General features: G+C 42.6%; 16 protein-coding genes and 1 riboswitch. Of the genes, 6 read left to right on the top strand and 10 right to left on the bottom strand.

What is annotated here, in order from left to right:
• Nucleotides 1-10: 10 nt before the first annotated feature.
• The 3 genes from ACO1D1_RS02005 to ACO1D1_RS01995 are packed head-to-tail and all read right to left on the bottom strand — an operon-like array spanning nt 11 to nt 2,336.
• Nucleotides 11-808, bottom strand: coding sequence for an ABC transporter permease subunit (locus ACO1D1_RS02005; RefSeq protein ID WP_423334712.1), 798 nt, complete (start codon nt 806-808; stop codon nt 11-13).
• A complete protein-coding gene (locus ACO1D1_RS02000; protein WP_423334711.1) occupies nt 805-1,698 on the bottom strand; it encodes an ABC transporter ATP-binding protein in 894 nt (297 codons plus the stop codon). Before ACO1D1_RS02000 ends, ACO1D1_RS02005 begins: the two co-directional genes overlap by 4 nt.
• 14 nt (nt 1,699-1,712) lie before the next feature.
• Nucleotides 1,713-2,336, bottom strand: coding sequence for a TetR/AcrR family transcriptional regulator (locus ACO1D1_RS01995; protein WP_423334710.1), 624 nt, complete (start codon nt 2,334-2,336; stop codon nt 1,713-1,715).
• A 149-nt stretch (nt 2,337-2,485) separates the two neighbouring features.
• Here ACO1D1_RS01995 and ACO1D1_RS01990 point away from each other — a divergent pair, with 149 nt between their 5' ends.
• Together ACO1D1_RS01990 and pepT are read left to right on the top strand one after the other, a co-directional pair.
• Nucleotides 2,486-3,520 (top strand): nuclease-related domain-containing protein, encoded by a 1,035-nt coding sequence (locus tag ACO1D1_RS01990; RefSeq protein WP_423334709.1) that lies wholly within the window; start codon nt 2,486-2,488, stop codon nt 3,518-3,520.
• Nucleotides 3,521-3,859: 339 nt separating this feature from the next.
• Nucleotides 3,860-5,092: a peptidase T gene (gene pepT / locus ACO1D1_RS01985; RefSeq protein WP_423334708.1), complete on the top strand. Its 1,233-nt coding sequence runs from the start codon at nt 3,860-3,862 to the stop codon at nt 5,090-5,092.
• A gap of 32 nt (nt 5,093-5,124) precedes the next feature.
• Here the strand turns inward: pepT and ACO1D1_RS01980 are convergent, their stop codons facing one another.
• The 3 genes from ACO1D1_RS01980 to ACO1D1_RS01970 all read right to left on the bottom strand — a co-directional run bounded on the left by ACO1D1_RS01980 (nt 5,125) and on the right by ACO1D1_RS01970 (nt 8,871).
• A complete protein-coding gene (locus ACO1D1_RS01980; RefSeq protein ID WP_423334707.1) occupies nt 5,125-5,988 on the bottom strand; it encodes a phosphotransferase in 864 nt (287 codons plus the stop codon).
• 166 nt (nt 5,989-6,154) lie between these two features.
• Complete coding sequence (locus ACO1D1_RS01975; RefSeq protein ID WP_423334706.1) at nt 6,155-7,759, bottom strand: glutamate synthase-related protein; 1,605 nt, start codon at nt 7,757-7,759, stop codon at nt 6,155-6,157.
• 194 nt (nt 7,760-7,953) lie between these two features.
• Complete coding sequence (locus ACO1D1_RS01970; protein ID WP_149872470.1) at nt 7,954-8,871, bottom strand: LysR family transcriptional regulator; 918 nt, start codon at nt 8,869-8,871, stop codon at nt 7,954-7,956.
• A gap of 167 nt (nt 8,872-9,038) precedes the next feature.
• Here ACO1D1_RS01970 and gdhA point away from each other — a divergent pair, with 167 nt between their 5' ends.
• The 3 genes from gdhA to ACO1D1_RS01955 all read left to right on the top strand — a co-directional run bounded on the left by gdhA (nt 9,039) and on the right by ACO1D1_RS01955 (nt 16,382).
• Nucleotides 9,039-10,421, top strand: a complete 1,383-nt coding sequence (gene gdhA / locus ACO1D1_RS01965) for an NADP-specific glutamate dehydrogenase (protein ID WP_149872471.1) — start codon at nt 9,039-9,041, stop codon at nt 10,419-10,421.
• A 153-nt stretch (nt 10,422-10,574) separates the two neighbouring features.
• Nucleotides 10,575-10,700 carry a DUF4023 domain-containing protein gene (locus tag ACO1D1_RS01960; protein WP_149872472.1) on the top strand — a complete coding sequence of 42 codons (126 nt, stop codon included), beginning with the start codon at nt 10,575-10,577 and terminating at the stop codon, nt 10,698-10,700.
• Nucleotides 10,701-10,969: 269 nt separating this feature from the next.
• Nucleotides 10,970-11,054, top strand: a riboswitch (cyclic di-GMP riboswitch).
• Between the two features lie 30 nt (nt 11,055-11,084).
• The gene (locus ACO1D1_RS01955; RefSeq protein ID WP_423334705.1) at nt 11,085-16,382 is read left to right on the top strand and encodes an Ig-like domain-containing protein; all 5,298 of its coding nucleotides are present in this window, start codon (nt 11,085-11,087) and stop codon (nt 16,380-16,382) included.
• Nucleotides 16,383-16,445: 63 nt separating this feature from the next.
• Here ACO1D1_RS01955 and ACO1D1_RS01950 read toward each other — a convergent pair whose 3' ends face one another.
• From ACO1D1_RS01950 to ACO1D1_RS01940, 3 genes are all read right to left on the bottom strand, one after another.
• A complete protein-coding gene (locus ACO1D1_RS01950) occupies nt 16,446-17,045 on the bottom strand; it encodes a hypothetical protein (protein WP_423334704.1) in 600 nt (199 codons plus the stop codon).
• Nucleotides 17,046-17,064: 19 nt separating this feature from the next.
• A complete protein-coding gene (locus ACO1D1_RS01945) occupies nt 17,065-18,225 on the bottom strand; it encodes a hypothetical protein (protein WP_423334703.1) in 1,161 nt (386 codons plus the stop codon).
• 409 nt (nt 18,226-18,634) lie between these two features.
• Nucleotides 18,635-20,386 carry a L,D-transpeptidase family protein gene (locus tag ACO1D1_RS01940; protein ID WP_423334702.1) on the bottom strand — a complete coding sequence of 584 codons (1,752 nt, stop codon included), beginning with the start codon at nt 20,384-20,386 and terminating at the stop codon, nt 18,635-18,637.
• A 250-nt stretch (nt 20,387-20,636) separates the two neighbouring features.
• On the opposite strand from ACO1D1_RS01940, the gene rluF reads away from it, so the two are divergent.
• Nucleotides 20,637-21,344 carry a 23S rRNA pseudouridine(2604) synthase RluF gene (gene rluF / locus ACO1D1_RS01935; RefSeq protein ID WP_423334747.1) on the top strand — a complete coding sequence of 236 codons (708 nt, stop codon included), beginning with the start codon at nt 20,637-20,639 and terminating at the stop codon, nt 21,342-21,344.
• Nucleotides 21,345-21,744: 400 nt separating this feature from the next.
• On the opposite strand, the gene ACO1D1_RS01930 is transcribed toward rluF, so the two are convergent.
• Complete coding sequence (locus ACO1D1_RS01930) at nt 21,745-22,797, bottom strand: LLM class flavin-dependent oxidoreductase (RefSeq protein ID WP_149872476.1); 1,053 nt, start codon at nt 22,795-22,797, stop codon at nt 21,745-21,747.
• Between the last annotated feature and the right edge of the window lie 20 nt (nt 22,798-22,817).

Raw genomic sequence — 22,817 nt, 5'->3', positions numbered from 1 at the left:
CCCCCTTAGCTTAAACCGCATGAATATCCTTCTTGGTATAGACGAAATAACTGGCGAGAATGGCACCACAGACAATTACCGCTCCTGCTAGCAAAAACGGTGTTTCAAAGCCTGAGTGTTTCATAATATAGGCGGTATCAAAATATTTAAATGGTGATAGATATCTCTTCGCTTCCTCACCAGATGTGCTACTCAGCATGCCCAAAAAGTAAAAACCAAAGACGGTTGCAAGCGACACGGTTAACACCGATTTAATCCGGGGAACAATGACTGAAATGATGATTCCTATTGCCAGAAACATCACCTGCACCAACAGCAGCGTCAGCGATAATAAGAAGAAGATTTCCATGCTAAAGTCCTCTGTCTTGACCACGGAAGCGGTTATTCCTGCCGCCGCAAAATAAACAATAAACGTGATGACAATGGAGACGAGGGCTGCCAACAGCTTTGCCGTTAAGATTTGCGTGCGCGTAACTGGCTTCGTTAACAGAAAATCCGCTGTTTTTTCCCGCACCTCTTTACTGACGATTCCTGTACCCAGATTCATCGCTTGAATGGCCCCGCAAAGAGTAATGATCGAAAGCGGATAGCAGTAGAAGCCAAGAATCGAAAAGAATTGATCAAGATTGATTCCGAATGCTTGCCTAATTGCCTCCGGATAGCTAGTAAGTATTTTAGTAAACTCCGCTGCATCCTTTGAAAAAGAAACATAGAACGACATAAAAAGAATGATCAGCATGATTAAGGAGAGGGACCAAACAATCGTCGATTTCCGATATGCCTTCAATTCATGAATAAAGATATTCATCGTTTCCCAGGCTCCTTTTCATAATAATGCATAAAGATCTCCTCAAGGTCCGGCTCTTCAATCCACAGATTGGCGATTTCAATCTCCGCGATACGTTTCATCACATCATTTATATTTCCTTTAAAAATAAAGCTGGTCGTATTGCCGTTCACGGTTAGATTGTTGACGCCGCTGTGATCGAAGTAGCCCGGGGCAAGCGGTGATTTCGTTTCGATTTTAAACTTTTTATAGTTGTTTTCTTGCAACGTACTAATCTTTTCAACAGTCACAATCTTGCCTTCTTTAATGATGGCCACGCGGTTGCACAGTCTTTGCACCTCACTGAGAATATGCGACGAAAAGAGAATGGTCGCCCCTTTCTGATTCTCCTGCTCTAGTAATTCAAAGAATTTTTGCTGCATCAGCGGATCAAGCCCGCTCGTCGGTTCATCGAGGATGATGAGTTTCGGCTCATGAAGCAGCCCCTGAACAATCCCGACCTTCTTTTTATTTCCCAGTGAAAGGTCATCGATTTTTTTATTGAGGTCGAGGTCCATAATTTCTGCTAATTCTTTGATTCTTTTACTGCAATCCTTTTTATAAAAACTAGCTGAGTATTTTAATAGGTCCTTTACCTTCATATTGTCATAATAAAAAACTTCCGATGGCAGGTAGCCTATTTCCTTCTTTATTTCCGGGGCAAACTGAATGCAATCCTTTCCAAAAATCGTGGCACTGCCGCTGGTAGGATAGATTAGTGACAACAGTGTCCGGATGGTTGTTGATTTACCGGCGCCGTTTGGTCCAATGAAGCCAAAAATCTCCCCTTCCTCGACATTAAAGCTGATATCGGTGATTCCTCTTGCCTTGCCGTACGTTTTTGTAAGGTTTTTAATTTCAATCACATTCATCGCGGCGAACCCCCTTATTTATAAAAAGCTTTTGTTAAAATTTCAAAGTAGTCTTCTGCCTCTTCAAATACTTTTTGATAATCAATATGGTGTTCCGGCGATCGTTTTGCCTTAGAAAACTCCTCTTCACTCATTTTTTCAAAGGTCCATGTAATGATCTTTATGGCCTTTTTGACATCTATATCATCACGGAATTTTGAAAAATCAATGCCCTCATAGACTTTTCCAATATTGATATCATTTAGTTCCTTTATCTTTTTGTCTACTTCTATTTTCACTGCGGCTGAATCTTCTAAATATGCCCCTTCAATAAATCTAAAGAGATCCGGATGGGTCGTCAGCAGTTCCATTTTGATGATGACCGCCTGCCGTATTCTCGCGAAGAAATCTCTTTCAGTTAGGTTGATTTTTCGATAAAACTCTTCAGCAATGAGTTCATAACAATAGTCAAACAGGAAAAGAAACATCTGCTTCTTATTTCCAAAATAATGAAACAGCAATCCCTTTGAAATCCCCGCCTCTTTCACCATTTCATTTGTCGATGCCTGATCATATCCCTTCTGGGCAAATTCCTTGATTGCGGCATTGATGATTCGATCTTGTTTTTCCTTATCTAAGTTGAGAAACTTTGCGAACACCGAGACAGCCCTCCCTCTTGATTTTGACCACCACGGTCAATGTTTATGGCGTTATTATATTCCCGTTGACCCCATCGGTCAATAGTGGTCAATCTATATTTTTTACAATAATTTGAACAGTGTAGTCGTGAGGCTTGGAGTGTGCTACGATGCAGGAAGAAGGTTATATTTTATGGAGGTGGAAGAACATTAATACGTTGAAAAACAGAGATTACTCATTGAAGTTAGCCGGTTTACAAGCGGCAGGGCCGCGGTTATCAAGCGGACACCCAATTCTGCCGGTACTCGCAGCCAAGCAAGCGAAAATAGAGGCTGGAATTGGTGGTGAAGAAAGGGTCGCAGAAGTCCTCAGAAATAAAACATTACTGTTTGACAACCACATTCTCCACGATGTGTCCCCCTCATCGGACGAAAAGTTCCAAATGGACACTAATGTGTTGACGCCCTGGTATGTTGTTATATTAGAGGTTAAAAATATTGGCGGCGTCCTAGAGTTTAAAGAAAATCCTCATCAGTTAATCCGCACGCGGGAGGACGGACATAAAGATGGCTTTGAAAGCCCCATCGTCCAGTTAGAACGAAATGACGAATGCTTGGAAGTTTGGTTACAGAGCCGTAACATTCGGATTCCCATTTACGGAGCAGTTGTCCTTGCTTATCCGAAGCAAATTGTCGCCGTTCCTCCTCTTAAGACAACACTGTTATACCCTTACTTGATTCCCTCTTTTATTAAAGGTATCCCCCGTACAGAGAAAAAGTTGGATGATGAAACTTTCAACTGGCTTTCTGCTGAACTTCTCAACAGCCACCAGTCTTTTATCCCGAACCCGATTTGTGAGACATATAAGATACCATTTGGGGATTTTCAACCTGGGGTGCAGTGTAAAACATGCGGCTGCTTCGGAATGATCAAGCTCCCACGCACCTGGCAATGCCAATATTGCAAGGCGACCGATCACCTCGCACATCAGCAAGCTTTGCTGGAATGGTTTTTGATCTTTAAGCGGACGATTACAAATCGAGAGTGCCGGTGGTTTTTACAGGTGGATGATATTCATACCGCTAAACGAATTATGCAAAGTCTGAATTTGATAGAGGAAGGTGAATACCGCTACAGGGAATATAAAATGGATTTAGCTAAAGTCATTCTCAATCAAAATAAGGGTTTTATCTTAAATAGGTAATTGCTTCTTAGTTTTCGATGATTGGCGTGCGTTATCCGCTGATTGTTTTGCTTTTCGCTGATTGAAACGCGTTATCCGCCAATTGAAGATTGTTATCCGCTAATTAAATTCCCTTATCCGCTGATTGGCGTACGTTATCCGCTAATTGTATTGCCTTTCGCTGATTGAAACGCGTTATCCGCCAATTGAAGATCGTTATCCGCTGATTGAATTCCCTTATCCGCTAATTGGCGTTCGTTATCCGCTGATTAACATCAATCACTTTTGAAAAACGTGTAACCGCTCTCTCATAGTGATATGATATTTATGTAAGTAAAACAAAAAGGGGAGTGCAGTGAATTGAAAAATGAGCTCATTGAAAGATTTACTTCCTATGTGAGAGTGGATACGCAGTCGGATGAAAGCAGCGAGACTTGTCCATCGACTGAAGGACAGTGGACGCTGCTGCGCATACTGGAAACAGAATTAAAGCAAATTGGCATGGAGGAAGTTACACTGGATGACAATGGGTATTTGATGGCGACACTCTCGTCCAACACCAACAAATCCGTACCCACCATCGGCTTCCTTGCCCACGTTGACACCGCCACCGATTTCACCGGCAAAAACGTCAACCCGCAACTTGTCGAAAACTATGATGGCGGTGAAGTTGTCCTTAACGAAGCACTGAAGGTTATTCTGTCGCCAAAAGACTTTCCAAGTCTGCCCGACTACAAAGGACATACGTTAATCACAACTGACGGCACGACGCTGCTTGGCGCCGACAACAAGGCCGGTGTCACTGAAATCATGACCGCGATGGCCTACCTGATCCAACATCCGGAAATTCAGCACGGTAAGGTCCGCGTTGTGTTCACGCCGGATGAGGAAATTGGACGCGGGCCACATAAGTTCGACGTTGCAGCCTTCAACGCCAGCTATGCCTATACCGTTGACGGAGGTCCGCTAGGGGAACTGGAATACGAAAGCTTTAACGCAGCAGGAGCCAAAATTACCATTAAAGGCAACAATATTCACCCAGGCTCTGCAAAAGACAAAATGGTCAATTCTATGACGATTGCAATGGGATTACATAGCAAACTGCCAGCACAAGAGGTACCGGAGCACACCGAAGGATATGAAGGCTTCTATCATTTGCTTTCCTTCACTGGTGATGTCGAACAAACAAATCTAAACTATATCATCAGGGACCATGACAGGGAGAAATTCAATGCCCGCAAGGCCAACCTCGAGGCCATCGTGAACGGCCTCAAAGAAAAATATGGCGATGACAACATCCTGCTTGATCTAAATGACCAATATTACAACATGAAGGAAAAAATCGAGCCGGTGAAGGAAATTGTCGACATTGCCCACGAAGCAATGGTAAGCCTGGACATCGAGCCAATTACCAAGCCCATCCGCGGCGGCACCGACGGCTCTCAGCTTTCATACATGGGACTGCCCACACCGAATATTTTTACCGGCGGCGAGAACTTCCACGGTAAATTTGAATTTATTTCCGTTGATAATATGATTAAAGCAACAAATACAATTATTGAAATTATCAAGTTAACCGAACAAAAGGCATAAAAAAAGCTAACCCCAGTTCCAAACGACAGGGGTTAGCTTTTTCCAAATAGTGACGCCACACACTGCTTAAGACTCGCGGCCGTCTCCTCCAACTGTACTCGCAGCTGATCACTAGACCATTTTCCGCCATTTCCCTGTAAATCCTTTTGAATCAGCAGGAGCATCCACATCGAAAACACTACTGCGAATAAATAATACTCTTTAACGAACACATCCCTATCAACCTCATATTCTACCTCATCAAGATACACGGACAAAATCCGCTCGCGAAATGGGGCAGTTATTTTTTTCGGAAAAAGGGGGTGTGACATATCAATCAAATGGTACAAATCCCAGTAGGGTGTATTTAAATGGGCATGCTCCCAGTCCAAAATCATTAGCTTATCCTTCGCGATTGCAAAATTCCCAGCATGTAAGTCACCGTGAGATAACACCAGCTTCTCCGTCAAAACCGCTTGATCAAGCAGGGCATAGAGCTCATCGATCCCATCTTGTTCAAGCCCAAGCATTGGCAATAATTGCAGGATCTCCTTCTTCCTAACACAAATATCGGCCGCAACGTCTGGAAAGGGCGGTTTCAGGCCAGCGCTCGGAACATTGCCCCATTTTTCAATCGGCAGGGAATGCCACCAGGCCATCCATTTCACCACACCTATTACACTATCCACATGAAAATCATGCATCAATGGGCCAAGATCCTCAAGAATCATCCAATTAAGTTCAGGAACATCACTTAGCGAATAGGAGATTATTTTTGGAAAAATAGCTGGGAAGGAGGATAGGATGTGTTCATGGACCCACACCTCTTTACCTAATTGGCGATTATTTGTTAACGGTTTAAAAATAAAACTTGCAGTGGGGGACAAATAGAATCGTTCAATCAGCCTGCCGTTCATCCCCTTATAGAGGATTTCCCTTTTTACAAGACACGCTTCATTTAATATGCCGTCGGCAAGGACAATATTTGTTGGCAGCTTCGTAAAACCTCACCACCTATTCCTATCTTACTAATTTCATATAGTTTTCCCTATGAATATAATGCTAATTAACCATTCTCGCAAGTTAGTCACGCTCTTCCGATTTATGCCACTGGGACTCCACGGTCGAATCAGGCAGGGGAAATAGTTCCGAGAGCCTTTTCACCTGGCCATCTGCCGTTTTAAAAACAATATGGTCGCGGGTAAATTTACGGGGAGAATCCAGCCCGCAAGCAGCCGCCAGAGCAAAAAGCCCTTGCCGGACATTAATGATGTAATTCATAACCCGCCATTTCTTTTCCTCAGGCACGAGCGCCTCTTGATGTTTTGGATCAGTGGTCGTCACTCCCGCCGGGCATTTGCCTGTATGGCACTGCAATGCCATGATGCAGCCGCCCGCAATCATAAAGCCTCGTGCGGAGTTGACCGCATCAGCGCCGAGGGCGAGGGCAATCGCAATTTTATCTGCTGAAATTAATTTCCCCGAGGCAAAGATCCGGATCTTGCTGCGAACCCCGTACTCATGAGCCTTATCCACAGCGGCAATTAACGCAGGATATAGAGGAAGCCCCATCGTATCTGCCATGGCCTTATAGGTTGCGCCCGAGCCGCCCTCAGAGCCATCAACCGTAATAAAGTCGGGATAGATTTGGAGCCTTCTGATTGCCGTGAAAAGGTCATCCAATTGGCTTTGACCGCCGACAACGATTTTGATGCCAACCGGTTTACCGCCCACATCCTGCAGCCGCTTGATAAACATTAACGTGTCATCGGCATTTCGCAAAAAGGAAAATCGATTAGGCGAAATAATCGTTTGACCCTCTTTTACCTTGCGAATGCTCGCGACCTTTGCCGTGACCTTCGCACCTTCAAGATGTCCGCCTTGAATTTTTGCCCCTTGCCCGAACTTAAGCTCAAACGCCTTGATGGCAGGCTGCCCCGCTTTTTGCCTAAATTCCTCAAGTGAAAAATTCCCTTCATGGTCACGAAAGCCAAAAAGACCGGGTCCGATTTGCGCCACTACATCTGCCCCGCTATGTAAATGTTCCGGTGCAATGCCGCCTTCTCCTGTATTTAGCCAGGAGCCGCCAGCCATTTGACAGCCACTTCCGGTGGCGAGAATAAAGTTTTCACCTACCGAGCCATAGGAGGTTGCCGAAGCCCCAAAAGGTCCCTTGAGCCTCCACGGTTCCTTTCTTTCCGGGCCGACGACAATACTGTCTTCCTCGGGAAATAACCACCGGGAAATCTGGTCCTCGACAAGCTGTTCCCTTCGGGTAAACAGGCCTTCGTGATCTATTCGATACTTTGCTGCATGGACCTTCTCTTGATTTTCGACCTTCAATTCCTCTGCCAAAAGAGGAAACAAGCTATTTGCAATATAATAGCCCGGCTGCTCAAAGTCCCGCTTAGAACCAAAGCTAATCAAATCAGTGCGGTATTTTGCTGAAAAAACAATCCCTAAATAATCGGACCGTGAAAATGGCCTTGCCCCATTATCATCGTCAAACCAGTATTGTCTGAGTTTCGGGCCCATCATTTCTAGAACATAGCGAATCCAGCCAAAATAGGGATAGGCTCGAATAATGGAATGCTGCGGCTTTTTGGCTAAATTCCGCAGCCAGAGAAAAAAGCAAAGCGGTCCACCAATAAAGACAATCAATAGAATGATCAGAATCGTCGATAACATCGCGAATCCTCCCTATTACGAGGGCAGGCCCCCATCATTTGACCAAACAGGTGTGCAATCAATTGGTTCGCCCTGATTGCATCCTCTTCATTAATACTTATGTATGATGGGGATGTTTATATCCTATTAATTTACACTCTCGTCATCTTGTTTTCCTACAGCTGGTCCTACCGTCAAACGAAAGGAACCAGCCCTCACCAGCTTTCTTCAAACTGATAACGGTCGAGAATACTGAAAAATTCCCCGAGGAACTCGAAAAACAGCTTCTCCGTCGGCAGCAGCTCGCGCTCATTTGGGATGATCACACCGACTGTCCTCGTTACTTCCGGTTCTGTAATCGGAATTTTTACCGTCGACCGCGGCAGGCTGTCTATTAAGGTAATTTCCGGAATAAGCGTCACGCCAAGACCTGCAGACACCAAGCCTTTAATGGCATCAATGTCCTCCCCCTCAAACGACACCTGCGGTTCAAAGCCAAGCTGGCTGCAGGCATCGACAATAATTTCCCTTAAGATGAAGCCTTTTGGAAAAAGAACAAAGGAATCTTCCCGTAATTCAGCTAATGTTATTACCCGCTTTTTAGCAAGGGGATGGGTGGCAGGCAATAAGGCAACGATTTTTTCAGTAAATAATGTTCTTCCACGGATTTTCTTCTCCTTTTTCGGCACCGGACCAAGGAGGGCAAGGTTAAATTCTCCCTTTATCACACCATCAATTAAGGATTGGTAGGAACCTTGATTGAGCTGAAATTTCACATGAGGATAGCGCTCACGGAAGGCTGAAACGGCCGTCGGCAAGGTGTATGCCGCCAGGCTGCTGGGGAAGCCAATCCGAATCGTTCCCTTCTCAGGATCTAAAAATTCCTCCACCTCCCGTTTCGCATTATCAATCAGCTTCATCGCCTGCTGCATCTGTTCTAAAAACAAACTGCCGATTGGTGTCAATTTGACATTCCGGCCTTCGCGGATAAACAAATCAACCCCTAATTCCGCCTCCAAATTAACAATCTGCCTGCTCACTGCCGATTGGGCCACATGCAGGGCATGGGCAGCCTCCGTTACATGCTCCCTTTTTGCAACCTCAATAAAATAATGAATCTGTCTTAACTCCACCCATTTCCACCTCGTTTTTTATTCATCTATTTCCGGCATCAATCTTATCTATTTTTCGTATTGCTTAGATTATTTATCAATTATAAAATAAAACAATACTAAGGTGAAGAAATATTCAGTCTATATATACTGTTCATTTAGCTTATTTTTCAAAAGGAGTGAATTCCATGCAAACAATTGAAGATGTAAAACAATCAGGATCAAAGGCAGCAAGGGATTATGTAAATACTGTGTTCGAGACGGTGAAAAACCGCAATGCGTTTGAAAGTGAATTTCATCAAGCAGTGAAGGAAATTTTTGATTCACTTGTGCCCGTTTTCGCGAAACACCCATCATATATCGAGCAGGGGATCCTTGAAAGAATCGTTGAACCAGAAAGAGTTATCACCTTCCGTGTTCCCTGGGTGGATGATTCCGGTAAGGTGCAGGTAAACCGCGGCTTCCGCGTGCAATTCAACAGCGCCATCGGACCTTATAAAGGCGGCTTGCGCTTCCATCCGTCGGTAAATGCCAGCATTATCAAATTTTTAGGATTTGAGCAGATTTTTAAAAACTCTTTAACTGGTCAGCCAATTGGCGGCGGAAAAGGCGGCTCCGATTTCGATCCAAAGGGAAAATCAGACAACGAAATCATGCGCTTCTGCCAAAGTTTTATGACAGAGCTTTACCGTCATATTGGTCCAGATGTCGATGTGCCGGCAGGGGATATCGGTGTTGGTGCCAGAGAAATCGGCTTCATGTTTGGCCAGTATAAAAAAATCCGCGGCGGATTCGAAGCAGGGGTATTAACAGGTAAAGGACTAGGCTACGGCGGCAGCTTAGCCCGCACCGAGGCAACCGGTTACGGTACAGTTTACTTTGTTGAGGAAATGTTAAAGGACCAAGGACTGAGCTTCTGCGGCAGTACGGTCGTTGTATCCGGTTCAGGTAATGTGTCTATTTATGCGATGGAAAAAGCAACCCAGTTCGGCGCCAAGGTTGTGGCCTGCAGTGATTCCAACGGGTATATCTATGATGATAACGGCATTAATTTAGAGACCGTTAAACAAATTAAAGAAGTTGAGCGGAAAAGAATCAGCGAGTATGTTAATTACCACCCGCAAGCCCAATATTTCGAAGGATGCTCAGGGATTTGGTCGATTCCGTGTGACATCGCCTTACCTTGTGCAACCCAAAATGAAATTGATGAAACGTCAGCAAAGATTCTTGTATCCAACGGCGTAAAAGCGGTTGGCGAAGGTGCCAACATGCCTTCAACCTTAGCAGCTGTCGATATTTTCCTTAACAGCGAAGTGTTGTTTGGCCCTGGTAAAGCGGCAAATGCCGGCGGTGTAGCTGTTTCAGCTCTAGAAATGGCTCAAAACAGCCAACGCTTGTCTTGGACATTTGAGGAAGTGGACGCCAAACTCCACCAAATCATGATTAATATTTACCAAAACAGCGTAAAAGCTTCTGAAGAATACGGCTTCCCTGGCAACCTGGTAGTCGGTGCCAACATCGCCGGATTCACAAAAGTAGCTAACGCCATGATCGCACAAGGCGTTATATAAATTTGAAAAGCGCTAGGGCGCTAGAGCTGGACAATTCTTAAAGTTGAATTTATTAAAAAATCTCCTTCTATGGAGATTTTTTTATTTCTGCATGTTTTCTAAACCCACAGGTTACATTAACATTGGTTTCACTTATCAAGGAGGTTTTGCGAAATGGACAACAAAAGCACCCACGAATATGTAGAAAAACTGAAGGAAAACCAAGAAAAGGACAGGAAAAATCGGGAACATCAGGGAGACAACCACCCTGGCAAAAAATTGCCGAATCATAAGCATTAAACTCGATTTAGTAAACAAGCCATGATATGGAATCATGGCTTGTTTTATTGTGGTTTTTTACCACCGCTAGCAAACGGCACATCTATTATTTTTTTCGTTCTTTATATTGTTTTTTTCGCAGTTTTTTGTCGAACGAAATCTCTTTCTTAAACATTCATGTCGGGATAACATGAGAATGCATAGGACTATTTTTATGACTTTTGCACTACCTAATTCGTTTGATTTTTTACTAGATATGGGGGTCGATAATTGGAGTGGATATGTTGTTCTATATAAAGGGAAGCGTTGAAGTATAACCTTATCACTGGACACTTTGGTTATATGGAGCTAGTAGTGTAACCGGCCCTCTTAGTCATTATTTCTATTTTTCTAGGGGGAGAAAGAATGTTGAAGAAATTACAGAAGACGTTTGTCATATTGTTAGCACTTTTGATTTCGGGATTGGTCCCGACAATTTCTGCAATTGCAGCAGTTGAATTAGTTGATTCATCACCTGAGTTTCAAGCCGCTCCTGACAAGACGATAAATGTTCTGCCAGGAGGGACAGTGGATTTTAAAATAAAGTTAGCTTATACCGGTGGAAATCAAAAAAACACTTCTGGGACCATACATGTTGACACCAAATACTATATAGGCTACCCGGAAAATCCCGCTCAACCGAAGGAGACAAAGGATATTCCATATTCAGGGGAAACTCTTTCTACCATTGTGGAGGGTGCTCAAATTTTTGTCGGAGCAAATGTGCCACCTGGACCATACAAAGTACCAATTCAAATAAAAATTGATGATAATAAACCAGGCACAGGAAATACACTTGTAAATGAAACTGTTGATATGTTAACTGTAAATGTATTAGGAGAAACCGTTAAACCTGTTGTCAACATTACCAACCCAATCGAAGGTAAATATTATCAATCCAGCCAGTTACCAGCCAATCCAGAATTTACCGTTGTTGATCAGAGTCCTTATACAACAACCATAACCGGATGGGATAAAACAACTGACGGCATGCACACCGTTACCGTTACTGCCACTGATAAATATAAAAATGTTGGACAAGCATCTGTCACTTATTATATTGATAACACACCACCTGAGATTGCTACCACATTAGTTAATCACGGTGTCTATAATGCTGACTCTTTAAAGGATAATGTAAAGAATTATTACACGATTACAGAAATGAACCCGCAATCATCCTCCGCTCCAGATCTTGATCTGACTGCGGGAGCGCATACAGTAAAAATTACAGCTACAGATAAAGCCGGAAATTATTCCGAAAAAGTGATTAACTATGTTATCGATAATGATGCACCAACGATTTCGTTTAAATTTAATGATGAAGGCTTTTATACTTCAAAAACATTCAAAACATTTGACCCTTACTATGATGTAAAGGATGACAACTTAGACAATTCCACAATTAACGCATCCACACCAGTCTTTACAGAAGGGTCGCACTCGGTAACGGTTAGTGCTTCTGATAAGGCAAAAAATCACGCAAGCGCAACAGCAAGTTACACAATCGATGATACCGCTCCAAAGGTCACCATTAACTTAGAGAATGGTAAATATTATAATGCTTCCGCCTTAAGCGCAGTTGGGGATTTTTACTCCGCAACCGACGAGAATATATCAGCGGTAAAACCCGCCGGCTTTGGTACAACGGATGGCCACTATAATGCTTCCGTAAGAGCGGTTGATATGGCTGGAAATGCTACGGAAAAAGAAGTTGAGTATTATGTTGATACTATAGATCCTGTTATCACAATTGATTCTGAAAAAATTGCAAATGGCGGATTCTACAAATCTAGCTATTTAAATGGCCTTACCAATTTTTATACCGTTGCGGATGCAAACACAGATATAGATCATGTTACTCCATTTGATTTAACAGAAGGTGAACACACTTTAACAATAACCGCTAGAGATAAAGCTGGAAATATAAAGACAGAGACCATAACGTACACGGTCGATAACTCAGCCCCAACGATTTCGTTTAATTTAACAACAAAGGGTTTCTATAATTCTAAAAATCTACCAGAAAACTATTACTCTACTACTGATAATAACGAAGTAGTAAGCGTTGTGGCTTCTGCATATGACAAATCTGAAGGTACACATGAATTAACTGTAACAGCCATGGATGCTGCCGGTAATAGCACGGAAGCGACGATTAAATACACGGTCGACAACACTAATCCAGAAGTATCGATTAGTTTACCTGCTAACGGAGGTTTTTATAAGTCTTCGGATTTACCGGATGAACCAACCTTTACAGTTAAAGAAACAAATAACTACACAACAAATATCACCGGCTACAACAAAGATGACGATGCTGAACATACTGTCACAGTCAAAGCTGCCGATATTGCCGGTAATGAAGGCAGTACTTCTGTCACCTACACCGTAGACAACACCGAACCAGTGATTACTACTAAAATAGTCAATGGGGGCTTCTATAATAAAGAAACTATTGAAAAGCTTGGCCAATACTACGAAGTTTCTGATATAAATATCGACCAAAAAGACATTAGTGCAGATGAATTAGTCCTAACTGAAGGTAAACATTCTGCAACTATTACCGCAATTGACAAAGCTGGTAATAAGTCGGTCGAAACAATCGAATATACTGTCGATAACACCGTTCCAACAATCACTTTTAACTTTAACGATGGCGGCTTTTATACAACTGAGAACTTCAAAAAGTTTGACCCTTATTACGAAGTCAAAGACGAGAATCTTGATGAAAGTACAATTACAGCTAATGAAGTAAGTTTCGCAGAAAGGGAAAATCAATTGACTGTCAGTGCTGCTGATTTAGCCAAAAACGCTAACAGCGCCACGGCACATTATACAATTGATGATACCAATCCAGAGGTTACGCTCCATTTAGCCGAGGGAAAATTCTATAACCAAAGTGAAATTGACAGCGTTCATGATTTTTATACAGCAACAGATAAAAATCTGTTCAGTGTAGAACCTGCCGGCTTTGGCAGAACCGATGGCCACTATATTGCTTCAGTAAAAGCAACTGATAAGGCTGGCAACGGAACGACCAAAACTGTTACTTATCATGTAGACACAGTCAAACCAGTGATTACTATCCACGATACCAAACTCGCAAATGAAGGATTCTATCAAGCTAGCTATCTAGAAAACTTAAAAGATTATTACAGTGTAAAAGATGAAAATATTGACAGGATTAATGTAAGTCCATTTAAACAAGAAAATGGCACCTACACTTTTACCATTACCGCTACAGATAAAGCGGGCAATACAGAAACAGAATCATTGTCTTACACGATTGATAACACTCCACCAACAATTAACTTTTCGATTAATAAGGAGTATTATCAATCAGCCAATCTTCCTTTAGAATATTACACTGCTGATGATAACAATAAAGTTGTTAAGGTTGAGGCGGATGACTATGATCAATCTGAAGGAACCCATACCTTAAAGGTAACCGCTTGGGATGCAGCCGGAAATAGCACAACCGAAACCATTACGTACACAGTTGACGATACTGATCCAGTGGTTTTGATTACCCTACCAGCAGAAAATGGATTTTACAAAACATCAACTTTACCAGACAACCCAACGTTTACAGTTGATGAAAAAAATCCATACACGACTGACGTCCTTGGGTATAACAGAGAAACAGAAACCAATAGTACAGTAACTATAAAAGCTACCGACGCTGCGGGTAACGTCGGAACAGCCACCATAAACTATACTGTCGACAACACCGCTCCAACGATTACTTCAACTTTGATTGACGGTGGATATTATAACGCCGATGCTCTTGACGAACTCGGAACGTATTATGATGTGAAAGATACCAATTTAGTTCCCGAAAGTGTCCAAGCAAGCGAAATAGATACTACAGAAGGGGAACACACTGCTGTTATAACAGCTGTCGACAAAGCCGGTAATAAGGCGGAAAAAACAATTCATTACATTGTTGATAACACTGTTCCAAAAATTTCGTTCTATTTTACAGACGAAGGTTTCTATACTTCTGCCAACTTTAAAAACTATGACCCTTACTACCAAGTGGAAGATACGAATCTCGATAACGAGACAATTAAAGCAAGTGAAATTGGTTTTACTGAGAAGCTTCACGAGGTAACTGTCAGTGCATCTGACAAAGCAAAGAACTTTAACAGTGCTTCAGCAAGTTACACCATCGACGATACAAAGCCGGAAGTAACCATTTCTTTAAAGAAAGGCAAGTATTACAATTTAGCTGCCTTGGCTGAACTTGGAATATACTATTCAGCAACTGATACCAACCTTGCTGATGTAGAAGCTTCTCCATTGGGAACAGTTGATGGCACATATACGGCTGAAGTAAAAGCAAGGGATAAGGCCGGAAACGAAACACAAAAGTCTGTTCAATATTATGTCGATAACACTGCTCCAAAAATCGAATTCGATGAAACAAAGCTGGCAGACGGCGGTTTTTACAATGCTGCTTATCTTAAGGCATTGACTGGTGCATTTTACCAAGTAATTGACAACAACCCTGAAACGGATAGTGCCAGTGACTTGATTTTTGAAGAAGGAACTCACAAGTTTACTGTCACAGCAACCGATAAGGCAGGCAATACAACTAGTAAGACAATTTCCTACACTGTTGATAACACAGATCCAACCATTACGTTCAATTTGACACCAGAAGGGTATTATCAAACAGCTAAACTACCTGGTACGTATTACAATGCCACCGATAATAACGATGGTTTAGAAGTTACTGCCGATCCGTTTCTGACAACCGAAGGAACCTATACGTTGAACGTCACTGCTACGGATAAAGCCGGAAACAGCACATCCAAGTCGATTACGTACACAGTCGATAATACCAATCCAGTTATAGAGTTCCATTTAACACCCGGGAAACACTATACAACCAAAGCCCTGACCGAAGCCTTATCTGGCTTTGATAAGTACTACTTGATTACAGAAAAACATTTAAACGAGGTTCAAGCTGATGAATTAATGACTGAAGAAGGTGAGCATACATTAACAGTCACCGCAATGGATGAGGCTGGAAATGCAGCATCTGGGTCTATTATCTATACTGTTGACAATACAGCACCAATGATCAGCGGTTTAGAAGGTTTAATTGAAGGGCAGCGTTTCTTAGTTGGGCAAGCTGTCGATGTCATTCCAATAGTTGAAGATAACCTGGATAAAAACCCTAACCTGCAATTTTCAGAAAGGTTGGATACATCAAAAGCCGGAGTACAGTCTATTACGGTAACAGCAACGGACAAAGCCGGGAACAAAAGTACTTTCAAATATTCCTTCCATGTTTACAACTTCAGCGGTGTGCTTCAGCCTGTTAAAGCCGACGGCTCAAGCACTTTCAAGAAGAATAGTACAGTTCCGGTGAAGTTCCAAATCGCTGATGGTGCCCAGTATGTGAAGGATGCAAAGTCAACCATAAGTCTTGTGAAAATTTCCAATGAAGGTAGTGAGGAAGTTGCTCAGGTCATTTCTACCTCATCAGCAACGGAAGGTAACTTATTCCGCTATGATTCAACAGATAATCAATATATCTTCAATTTAGGAACAAAAACATTAGACGATGGGAAATATAAAGCATGCATCACGATTGATCTTGATGGGGGCAAAATAATAAAGGAATCCCAAACATTTAGTATTAGAAAATAAACATTTAAGGGCCGCACCTTTTTATAAGGTGCGGCCCTTTATACTAAATACCAATTAGAAATTTTATTTATTCATCTTCGCCAAAAATCCGCCCAGCAGGTCGTCGATATCCAGTTCTTCTTCCTGATTTTCTTCCACTGCGGGCTCTTCTTTCTGCCTCACGCTTTCCCAATCAAACCCGTCGAGATCGTCTTCGGCATCAACATTGATTTTAAGTGTCTCAGCTGGCTCTTGCCGGCTGCCTATTTCCTCATCGAGGGATACAGCCAGTTCCGCGGGAAATACATCCTCCTGGAGATATAACGCCTCATCGATATCGACCGAGTTGCTGTTCATTGCTGCCAGTAATGCGGTGGAACGGACAGGGTCGGAAATCAGTTGATAGACAATACTTCCTAACAATGCCTCTGAGTGTTCATGCTTGAGCCAGTCCCGCTGGGCTTTTGTTAAATTTTGAGGAAGCGGAATGGTGATCGATTCTTTCTCCCTGGAAAAAGAATGGTTCACCCCCTGCAGCACAAACTCGGCAATTTTACTGGAGAAATTTCGCCGTTCTGTTTCTTTTAATTTTTGCAGCTGTTTGATAATATGGTCCGGAGTATCTGATGGGACGCGAAAGGATAGGGCTTGGCCTCTTTTAATTTCATTTGCTGCAGGCTTCATATTCACACATCACCTTAATTTAACTTTTAACCGGTGCAGTCGCTTTTGGTTTCTCCGTTCGTCTGACAAAATCTGTGACGAGTTTATAATAAGCATTGGCCATCATCCAAATACTTTCCTTATCATCCTCAAAGAATTCGATATTATAGCCATCCAAATTGTTATTGATTGTTTTAAGATAATCCTTTAGGACATGGGCACCGCCGCCAACAAAATAACAAATTTCCGTTTGCGAGTTCCTCTGCCATACATTGCGTAGTAATCGATATTGTTTTTTCGCTAAATCTAAGAGAATACGGTCGGTAATATCGTGAACGCTTGTCCTGCTTCCTTTTACCATGATGTGGTTGCGATCATTTTTTCTGGTAATAATTTCAACGACATCGCGGCGGCTGTCCAGTTCCACGCCGTGCTTCGTTCTAATTTCTTCGCGAATGGCCTCTAACGATTCCGAGACACCGAGGTTAAATCCTTGGGCCTTATCATCATCGACATTGCGATTTTTAATAACCGCAATATCAGTTGATAAACCGCCGATATCTTGAATTAAGATACGCTTATCAATTAAATCCTTATTGATGATTTTTAGATTATTGTCCATCACCAAATTTATGTAAGCGGCGAAACCTTCAGGATACACCTTTACTTCATTAAATTTAATATTTACTTTCAAGCCCTGGTATTTTGGCGTCACCAAAAATTCAACTTGATGGACAGAACCGACTAATTTCGAGCGATATCCCGCATCCTTGCCTTCCTTTACCTCACGAAGGGGGAGGCCGGTTCCAAGTGTGTAGCTGGCATCAATGACATTTTTGGCGCGCGGGAAACTTTCCTGTTTAACCGCATCCAATGCCAGTGTTGTAAAAAGCATAATGAGTGTTTGGTCTTCCTCGGATTTGCTGCTGCCAGGGTCTAATTCAGTGGCATTATTGCTTTTGGTGGCTAAGTTGCCGACACGGTAAATCACATTATTTTCTTTCAAGGCAGGGGAGTGTACCTTAACATGGATCCCATCCAATGGATTCTTATCATCGAGTTCTTCAATCCCGATTACCGGTCGGTCCTCGGTGTCTCTTGCGATAATGTTAGGAATATTCAATTCATACTCTAATTCTCCGAAAATGGCCTTAATAGAGTCATTCCCTACATCAATTGCGGCAACTCTGGATTTAGTCATAAACATCATTCCTTTTCATTTAATAGATTTATTTTTAAAGTAGATTATTAAGTCCCTTTATTAAAGGCTATAGGAGATTAGTAGATTGTTCAATGAGCCAAATAGAAAAGATATGAAAGTGTAAAACAGTAAACATTTTGTAAACTTTGACCATAATGTTTACATTTATGTATACATCGATGACAAGTTCGTAAACATGCTGTTGTGACGGGATGTACACATTTTTGTAAACATGTAAACGCATCTGCAGACAAGAAGTATACGAAATGTAAACAAGTGTACAATAATGTTTACACCTCTGAAATATTACAAATGTTTCATAAATATTCGCTTCAATCAGCACTGCAAAAAAAGAGAGACACCCTTTTTTAGATGTCTCTATTTACTATGAAACTAGTTATTTATTCACCTATTTCATGACCTTCCAGAACTCACCAGCTACTGCCTGATATCCTGTTAAGCTTAAGTGGATATTAGCCGGGTTTGGAAGATACTCTTGGAACTTGCTTGCAATTAGTGTATCTGTAGCGACAAATGTATCGCCATGTTGAGCTGCCTGTGCTTGAATCTGGGCGTTAAATCCTTGTAATAATTGGTCTAATTGAACTTTCTGCCCCGCGTCTTGAATATATGGGTATGGGTTATAGTAGCCCATCACATACACCTTGACTGTTGGATTTAATTGATCAATGGTGCCTAAAATTATGTTTATGTTTTTCGCTGCCTCGGCAATCGCTGCCGGTGCTTGTGCTGCATTCGTTTGGATCACAGGGAGCAGATCATTTGCACCAATATCAATCGTTAAATGTGTAGCTTCTTTAATTTCCTTTTGTACTTCAACGTTTTTCAGCTGTTCAATTACATGAGTAGTTGTAAAGCCTGAAACTCCAAAGTTATCAAAATCCCTTAAATCATAGGTTTCTTTGGATTCTTTGAATTTTTCAGCAATAAAATCAGGGTAACCTGGACCATCTCCCCCTAGAGGAGTCATCCCGGCTGCTAAAGAATCACCTAAAGCAACATATTCAACTGGATCTGTAACTGGAGCAGGGACTGGAACAATCCATACACCATCTGGACCGACTTCCCAGCCGTCAATGACTGTATTTACAGCCATAGAGCCGCTTGGATAGAAGTAATACCATTTGCCATCAATTGCTGCCCAGCCGGTTTTCATCGCGCCGCTGTTATCTAGGAAATATTTTTTCTCTCCATCGTTTAGCCAGCCTGTTTTCATCGCGCCGCTGTTTTCAAGGAAATACCATTTGCCTCCATTTGCTAACCAACCGGTTTTCATCGCGCCGCTGTTTTCAAGGAAGTACCACTTGCCTCCATTTGCTAACCAGCCCGTTTTCATTGCGCCACTATTGTCTAGGAAGTACCATTTGCCTCCATTCGCTAACCAGCCGGTTTTCATTGCGCCGGATTTTTCAAGATAGTACCATTTTCCACCACTTAACAACCAGCCTGTTTTCATCGCACCGCTTTTTTCAAGGTAATACCATTTACCATTATCTAATACCCAGCCGGTTTTCATGACACCGGAGCCATCAAGGTAATACCATACTCCACCAGTAGAAAGCCAGCCTGTTTTCGCTACACCATTGGCATAAAAATACCATTTCCCGTCAGCCAGTACCCAGCCGTTCGTGCTGACCGAATATCCATTTGCTTTGGCAATTGCATCAAAGCTGCTATCAGACCAGGTAATGATTACTGGTGTGTACATCTGGATTTGGCTGTAAAGCCAGCGTACTTCTTCGTTGTGCATGCGTACACAACCTGAACTAATATATTTACCGATGGAACTTTCATTCGCATTTCCATGTATTCCATATGTGGTACCATATGTACCTCTTGCCTCAAGCCCCATCCATCTGTCACCTAATGGGTTACGTGGATCACCGCCGGGAATCTTACCCGTATAATACGGACGATTGACAATCTTATTCACAATTCTAAATGTGCCTTCCGGGGTTAGATCTCTAGATCTGCCCGTTGCCACCTTAAAGGTTTTAATCAACTTCCCGCCATCATAATAAGCGAGTGTATTGATTTTTTTGTTGATGACTAGTAATTGTGAACTACCAGCTGCGTCTGTTGGTACATTAAAGAAAAAGATGCTAAATATTAGAACAAAAACAATCGATAATTTTTTCATATTCATCTCCCCATTATGTAATTATCATTACAGTAACATGACAGGGCAAATTTTTTTGTCACAATTTGGAGAAAATATTGTAATATTTTTATATTCTTTTAAAAATATAGTTTAAAAGAACTAATTTTTTTCGACAACTTTAATCTTTCGTATGTCTTTACGTTTACGGCATTTGTACCCCCACTTGAAATATAGGAGGCGGTTGCGGTATTCTAAAATGTAAGATTCTCCACGTAAGGTTGTGGTTACCATTAGGATAAATAAATTTATTAGTGAGTCGGGTAAGGCCTCAAGACGCGGGGCAGATAAATTAATAAGTGAAGGCAGGGTTACGATCAACGGGAAAGTGGCGCAAATAGGCAGCCAGGTTGAGCCCGGTGACCAGGTCTGCATTGATGGCAGTGCGGTCAATGTTTCACATAACTATGTCTATATTGCCTTAAATAAACCCGTTGGTATTACTAGCACAACGGAAAGACATATAAAAGGAAACATTGTTGATTTCGTCAACCATCCATTACGTATTTTCCATATTGGCCGCTTAGACAAGGATTCGGATGGCTTAATATTGCTGACAAATGACGGGGATATTGTGAATGAAATTCTTCGAGCAGAAAACAAGCATGAGAAGGAGTATATTGTCACCGTGGCCAAACCGATAACGCCTGAGTTTCTCAAACGAATGTCTGCCGGGGTAGAGATATTAGATACGAAAACACTCCCTTGCAAAGTAACACAGTTATCCAAATATGTCTTTAAAATTATCTTAACTCAGGGTCTGAACCGACAAATCCGCCGGATGTGTGCGGCACTTGGTTACGAGGTAGTCAGGCTGCAACGGATTAGGATTATGAATATTGAATTAGGCAGCATGCCAATCGGACAATGGCGGGACCTCACGAAAAAAGAACGCCAGCAGCTATTTACAGACCTAAACTATGAGCCGAAAGAATGGTAAAGAAAAGAGAGGCTGAGTCGAAACATACACTGTTTCTGCTCAGCCTCTCTTTCTTTCCTTGTACAATGAAGGCCCTTTCTTTACATGACCTTTTTCCTTGTACGCATGCCGTTTTAGGGCACGTAAACCCTTTTCATTTACCATTCTGATTGCCAACCGGCTCATTCAGTCAATGTAATCACCTTTCATTTACCATTCTGAATCCAAACAGGCTCATTCGGTCAATGTAATCACCTTTCATTTACCATTCTGAATCCAAACAGGCTCCTTCGGTCAATGTAATCACCTTTCATTTACCATTCTGAATCCAAACAGGCTCATTCGGTCAATGTAATCACCTTTCATTTACCATTCTGAATCCAAACAGGCTCATTCGGTCAATGTAATCCCTTTTCAAGATCTAAACCTGCTCTGCTTCCCACTTAGCGACTTCTTCCCGAACCAGCGGTGCCACTTCTGTTCCCAGCAGCTCAATCGCCTTCAATACATCCTCGTGCGGCATGGAGCCAACCGGTACATGGAGCATAAAGCGGGTAATGCCTACGTGTTTGCGAAGATGAATAATTTTTGCCGCAACCGTTTCCGGATCTCCGACGTACAGTGCACCCTCAAAGCTTCGGGCAGCATCAAAACTTGAGCGGTCATAATGCCCCCAGCCGCGTTCCCGTCCAAGTACGTTCATGGCTTGCTGCGTTGAAGGGAAAAATTTATCTGCTGCCGTCATGGTATCCTCAGCAACGAAACCATGCGAATGTGAGGCAACTGGCAGCTTAGTCACATCATGGCCTGCCTGGGCAGCCGCTCTTTTATAGAGATTTACATGCTGGGCAAACTGCAGCGGACTGCCTCCAATAATCGCTAAAACAAGCGGCAGGCCAAGCATGCCCGCACGAATGACAGATTGTGGTGTGCCCCCGCTGCCAATCCATACAGGTAATGGATCCTGAACCGGTCTAGGATACACGCCCAGGTTGTTGATTGCCGGCCGGTGCCCGCCCCTCCAGCTCACTTTCTCAGACTCGCGGATTTTCAATAATAACTCCAGCTTCTCATCAAACAGCTCATTATAGTCATTTAAATCATACCCAAACAACGGAAAGGATTCGATAAACGAACCCCTGCCTGCCATAATCTCTGCACGGCCATTCGAAATGGCATCAAGTGTAGCGAAATCTTGGAATACCCGTACAGGATCGGCGGAGGAAAGCACTGTAACGGCACTCGTCAGCCGAATTTGCTTCGTTTGCGACGCAGCTGCAGCCAGCACAATTGCTGGTGAGGAAGCCGCATAATCTTTACGGTGATGCTCACCAACACCAAAGATATCTAAACCAATCTTGTCAGCAAGAACAATTTCTTCAACCACCTCACGCAGCCGCTCGGCATGACTTTTCACCTCACCCGTTTGAACATCCGGCGTTGTCTCTACAAACGTACTTACCCCTATTTCCACTGACAATCCCTCCATTTTAT

The organism is Neobacillus sp. 19 (genome assembly GCF_049463095.1).
Classification (GTDB): Bacteria; Bacillota; Bacilli; order Bacillales; family Cytobacillaceae; genus Neobacillus.
Note: the sequence above shows the minus strand (reverse complement) of the source record. Positions and strands in the feature narration are given on the sequence as shown.

What these genes read in the sequence shown, in the direction of transcription:
- ACO1D1_RS02005 (WP_423334712.1), bottom strand. Translation starts at nt 808, where the DNA reads ATGAATATCTTTATTCATGAATTGAAGGCATATCGGAAATCGACGATT.
- ACO1D1_RS02000 (WP_423334711.1), bottom strand. Translation starts at nt 1,698, where the DNA reads ATGAATGTGATTGAAATTAAAAACCTTACAAAAACGTACGGCAAGGCA.
- ACO1D1_RS01990 (WP_423334709.1), top strand. Translation starts at nt 2,486, where the DNA reads ATGCAGGAAGAAGGTTATATTTTATGGAGGTGGAAGAACATTAATACG.
- ACO1D1_RS01980 (WP_423334707.1), bottom strand. Translation starts at nt 5,988, where the DNA reads ATGAACGGCAGGCTGATTGAACGATTCTATTTGTCCCCCACTGCAAGT.
- ACO1D1_RS01975 (WP_423334706.1), bottom strand. Translation starts at nt 7,759, where the DNA reads ATGTTATCGACGATTCTGATCATTCTATTGATTGTCTTTATTGGTGGA.
- gdhA (WP_149872471.1), top strand. Translation starts at nt 9,039, where the DNA reads ATGCAAACAATTGAAGATGTAAAACAATCAGGATCAAAGGCAGCAAGG.
- ACO1D1_RS01960 (WP_149872472.1), top strand. Translation starts at nt 10,575, where the DNA reads ATGGACAACAAAAGCACCCACGAATATGTAGAAAAACTGAAGGAAAAC.
- ACO1D1_RS01955 (WP_423334705.1), top strand. Translation starts at nt 11,085, where the DNA reads ATGTTGAAGAAATTACAGAAGACGTTTGTCATATTGTTAGCACTTTTG.
- ACO1D1_RS01950 (WP_423334704.1), bottom strand. Translation starts at nt 17,045, where the DNA reads ATGAAGCCTGCAGCAAATGAAATTAAAAGAGGCCAAGCCCTATCCTTT.
- ACO1D1_RS01945 (WP_423334703.1), bottom strand. Translation starts at nt 18,225, where the DNA reads ATGACTAAATCCAGAGTTGCCGCAATTGATGTAGGGAATGACTCTATT.
- ACO1D1_RS01940 (WP_423334702.1), bottom strand. Translation starts at nt 20,386, where the DNA reads ATGAAAAAATTATCGATTGTTTTTGTTCTAATATTTAGCATCTTTTTC.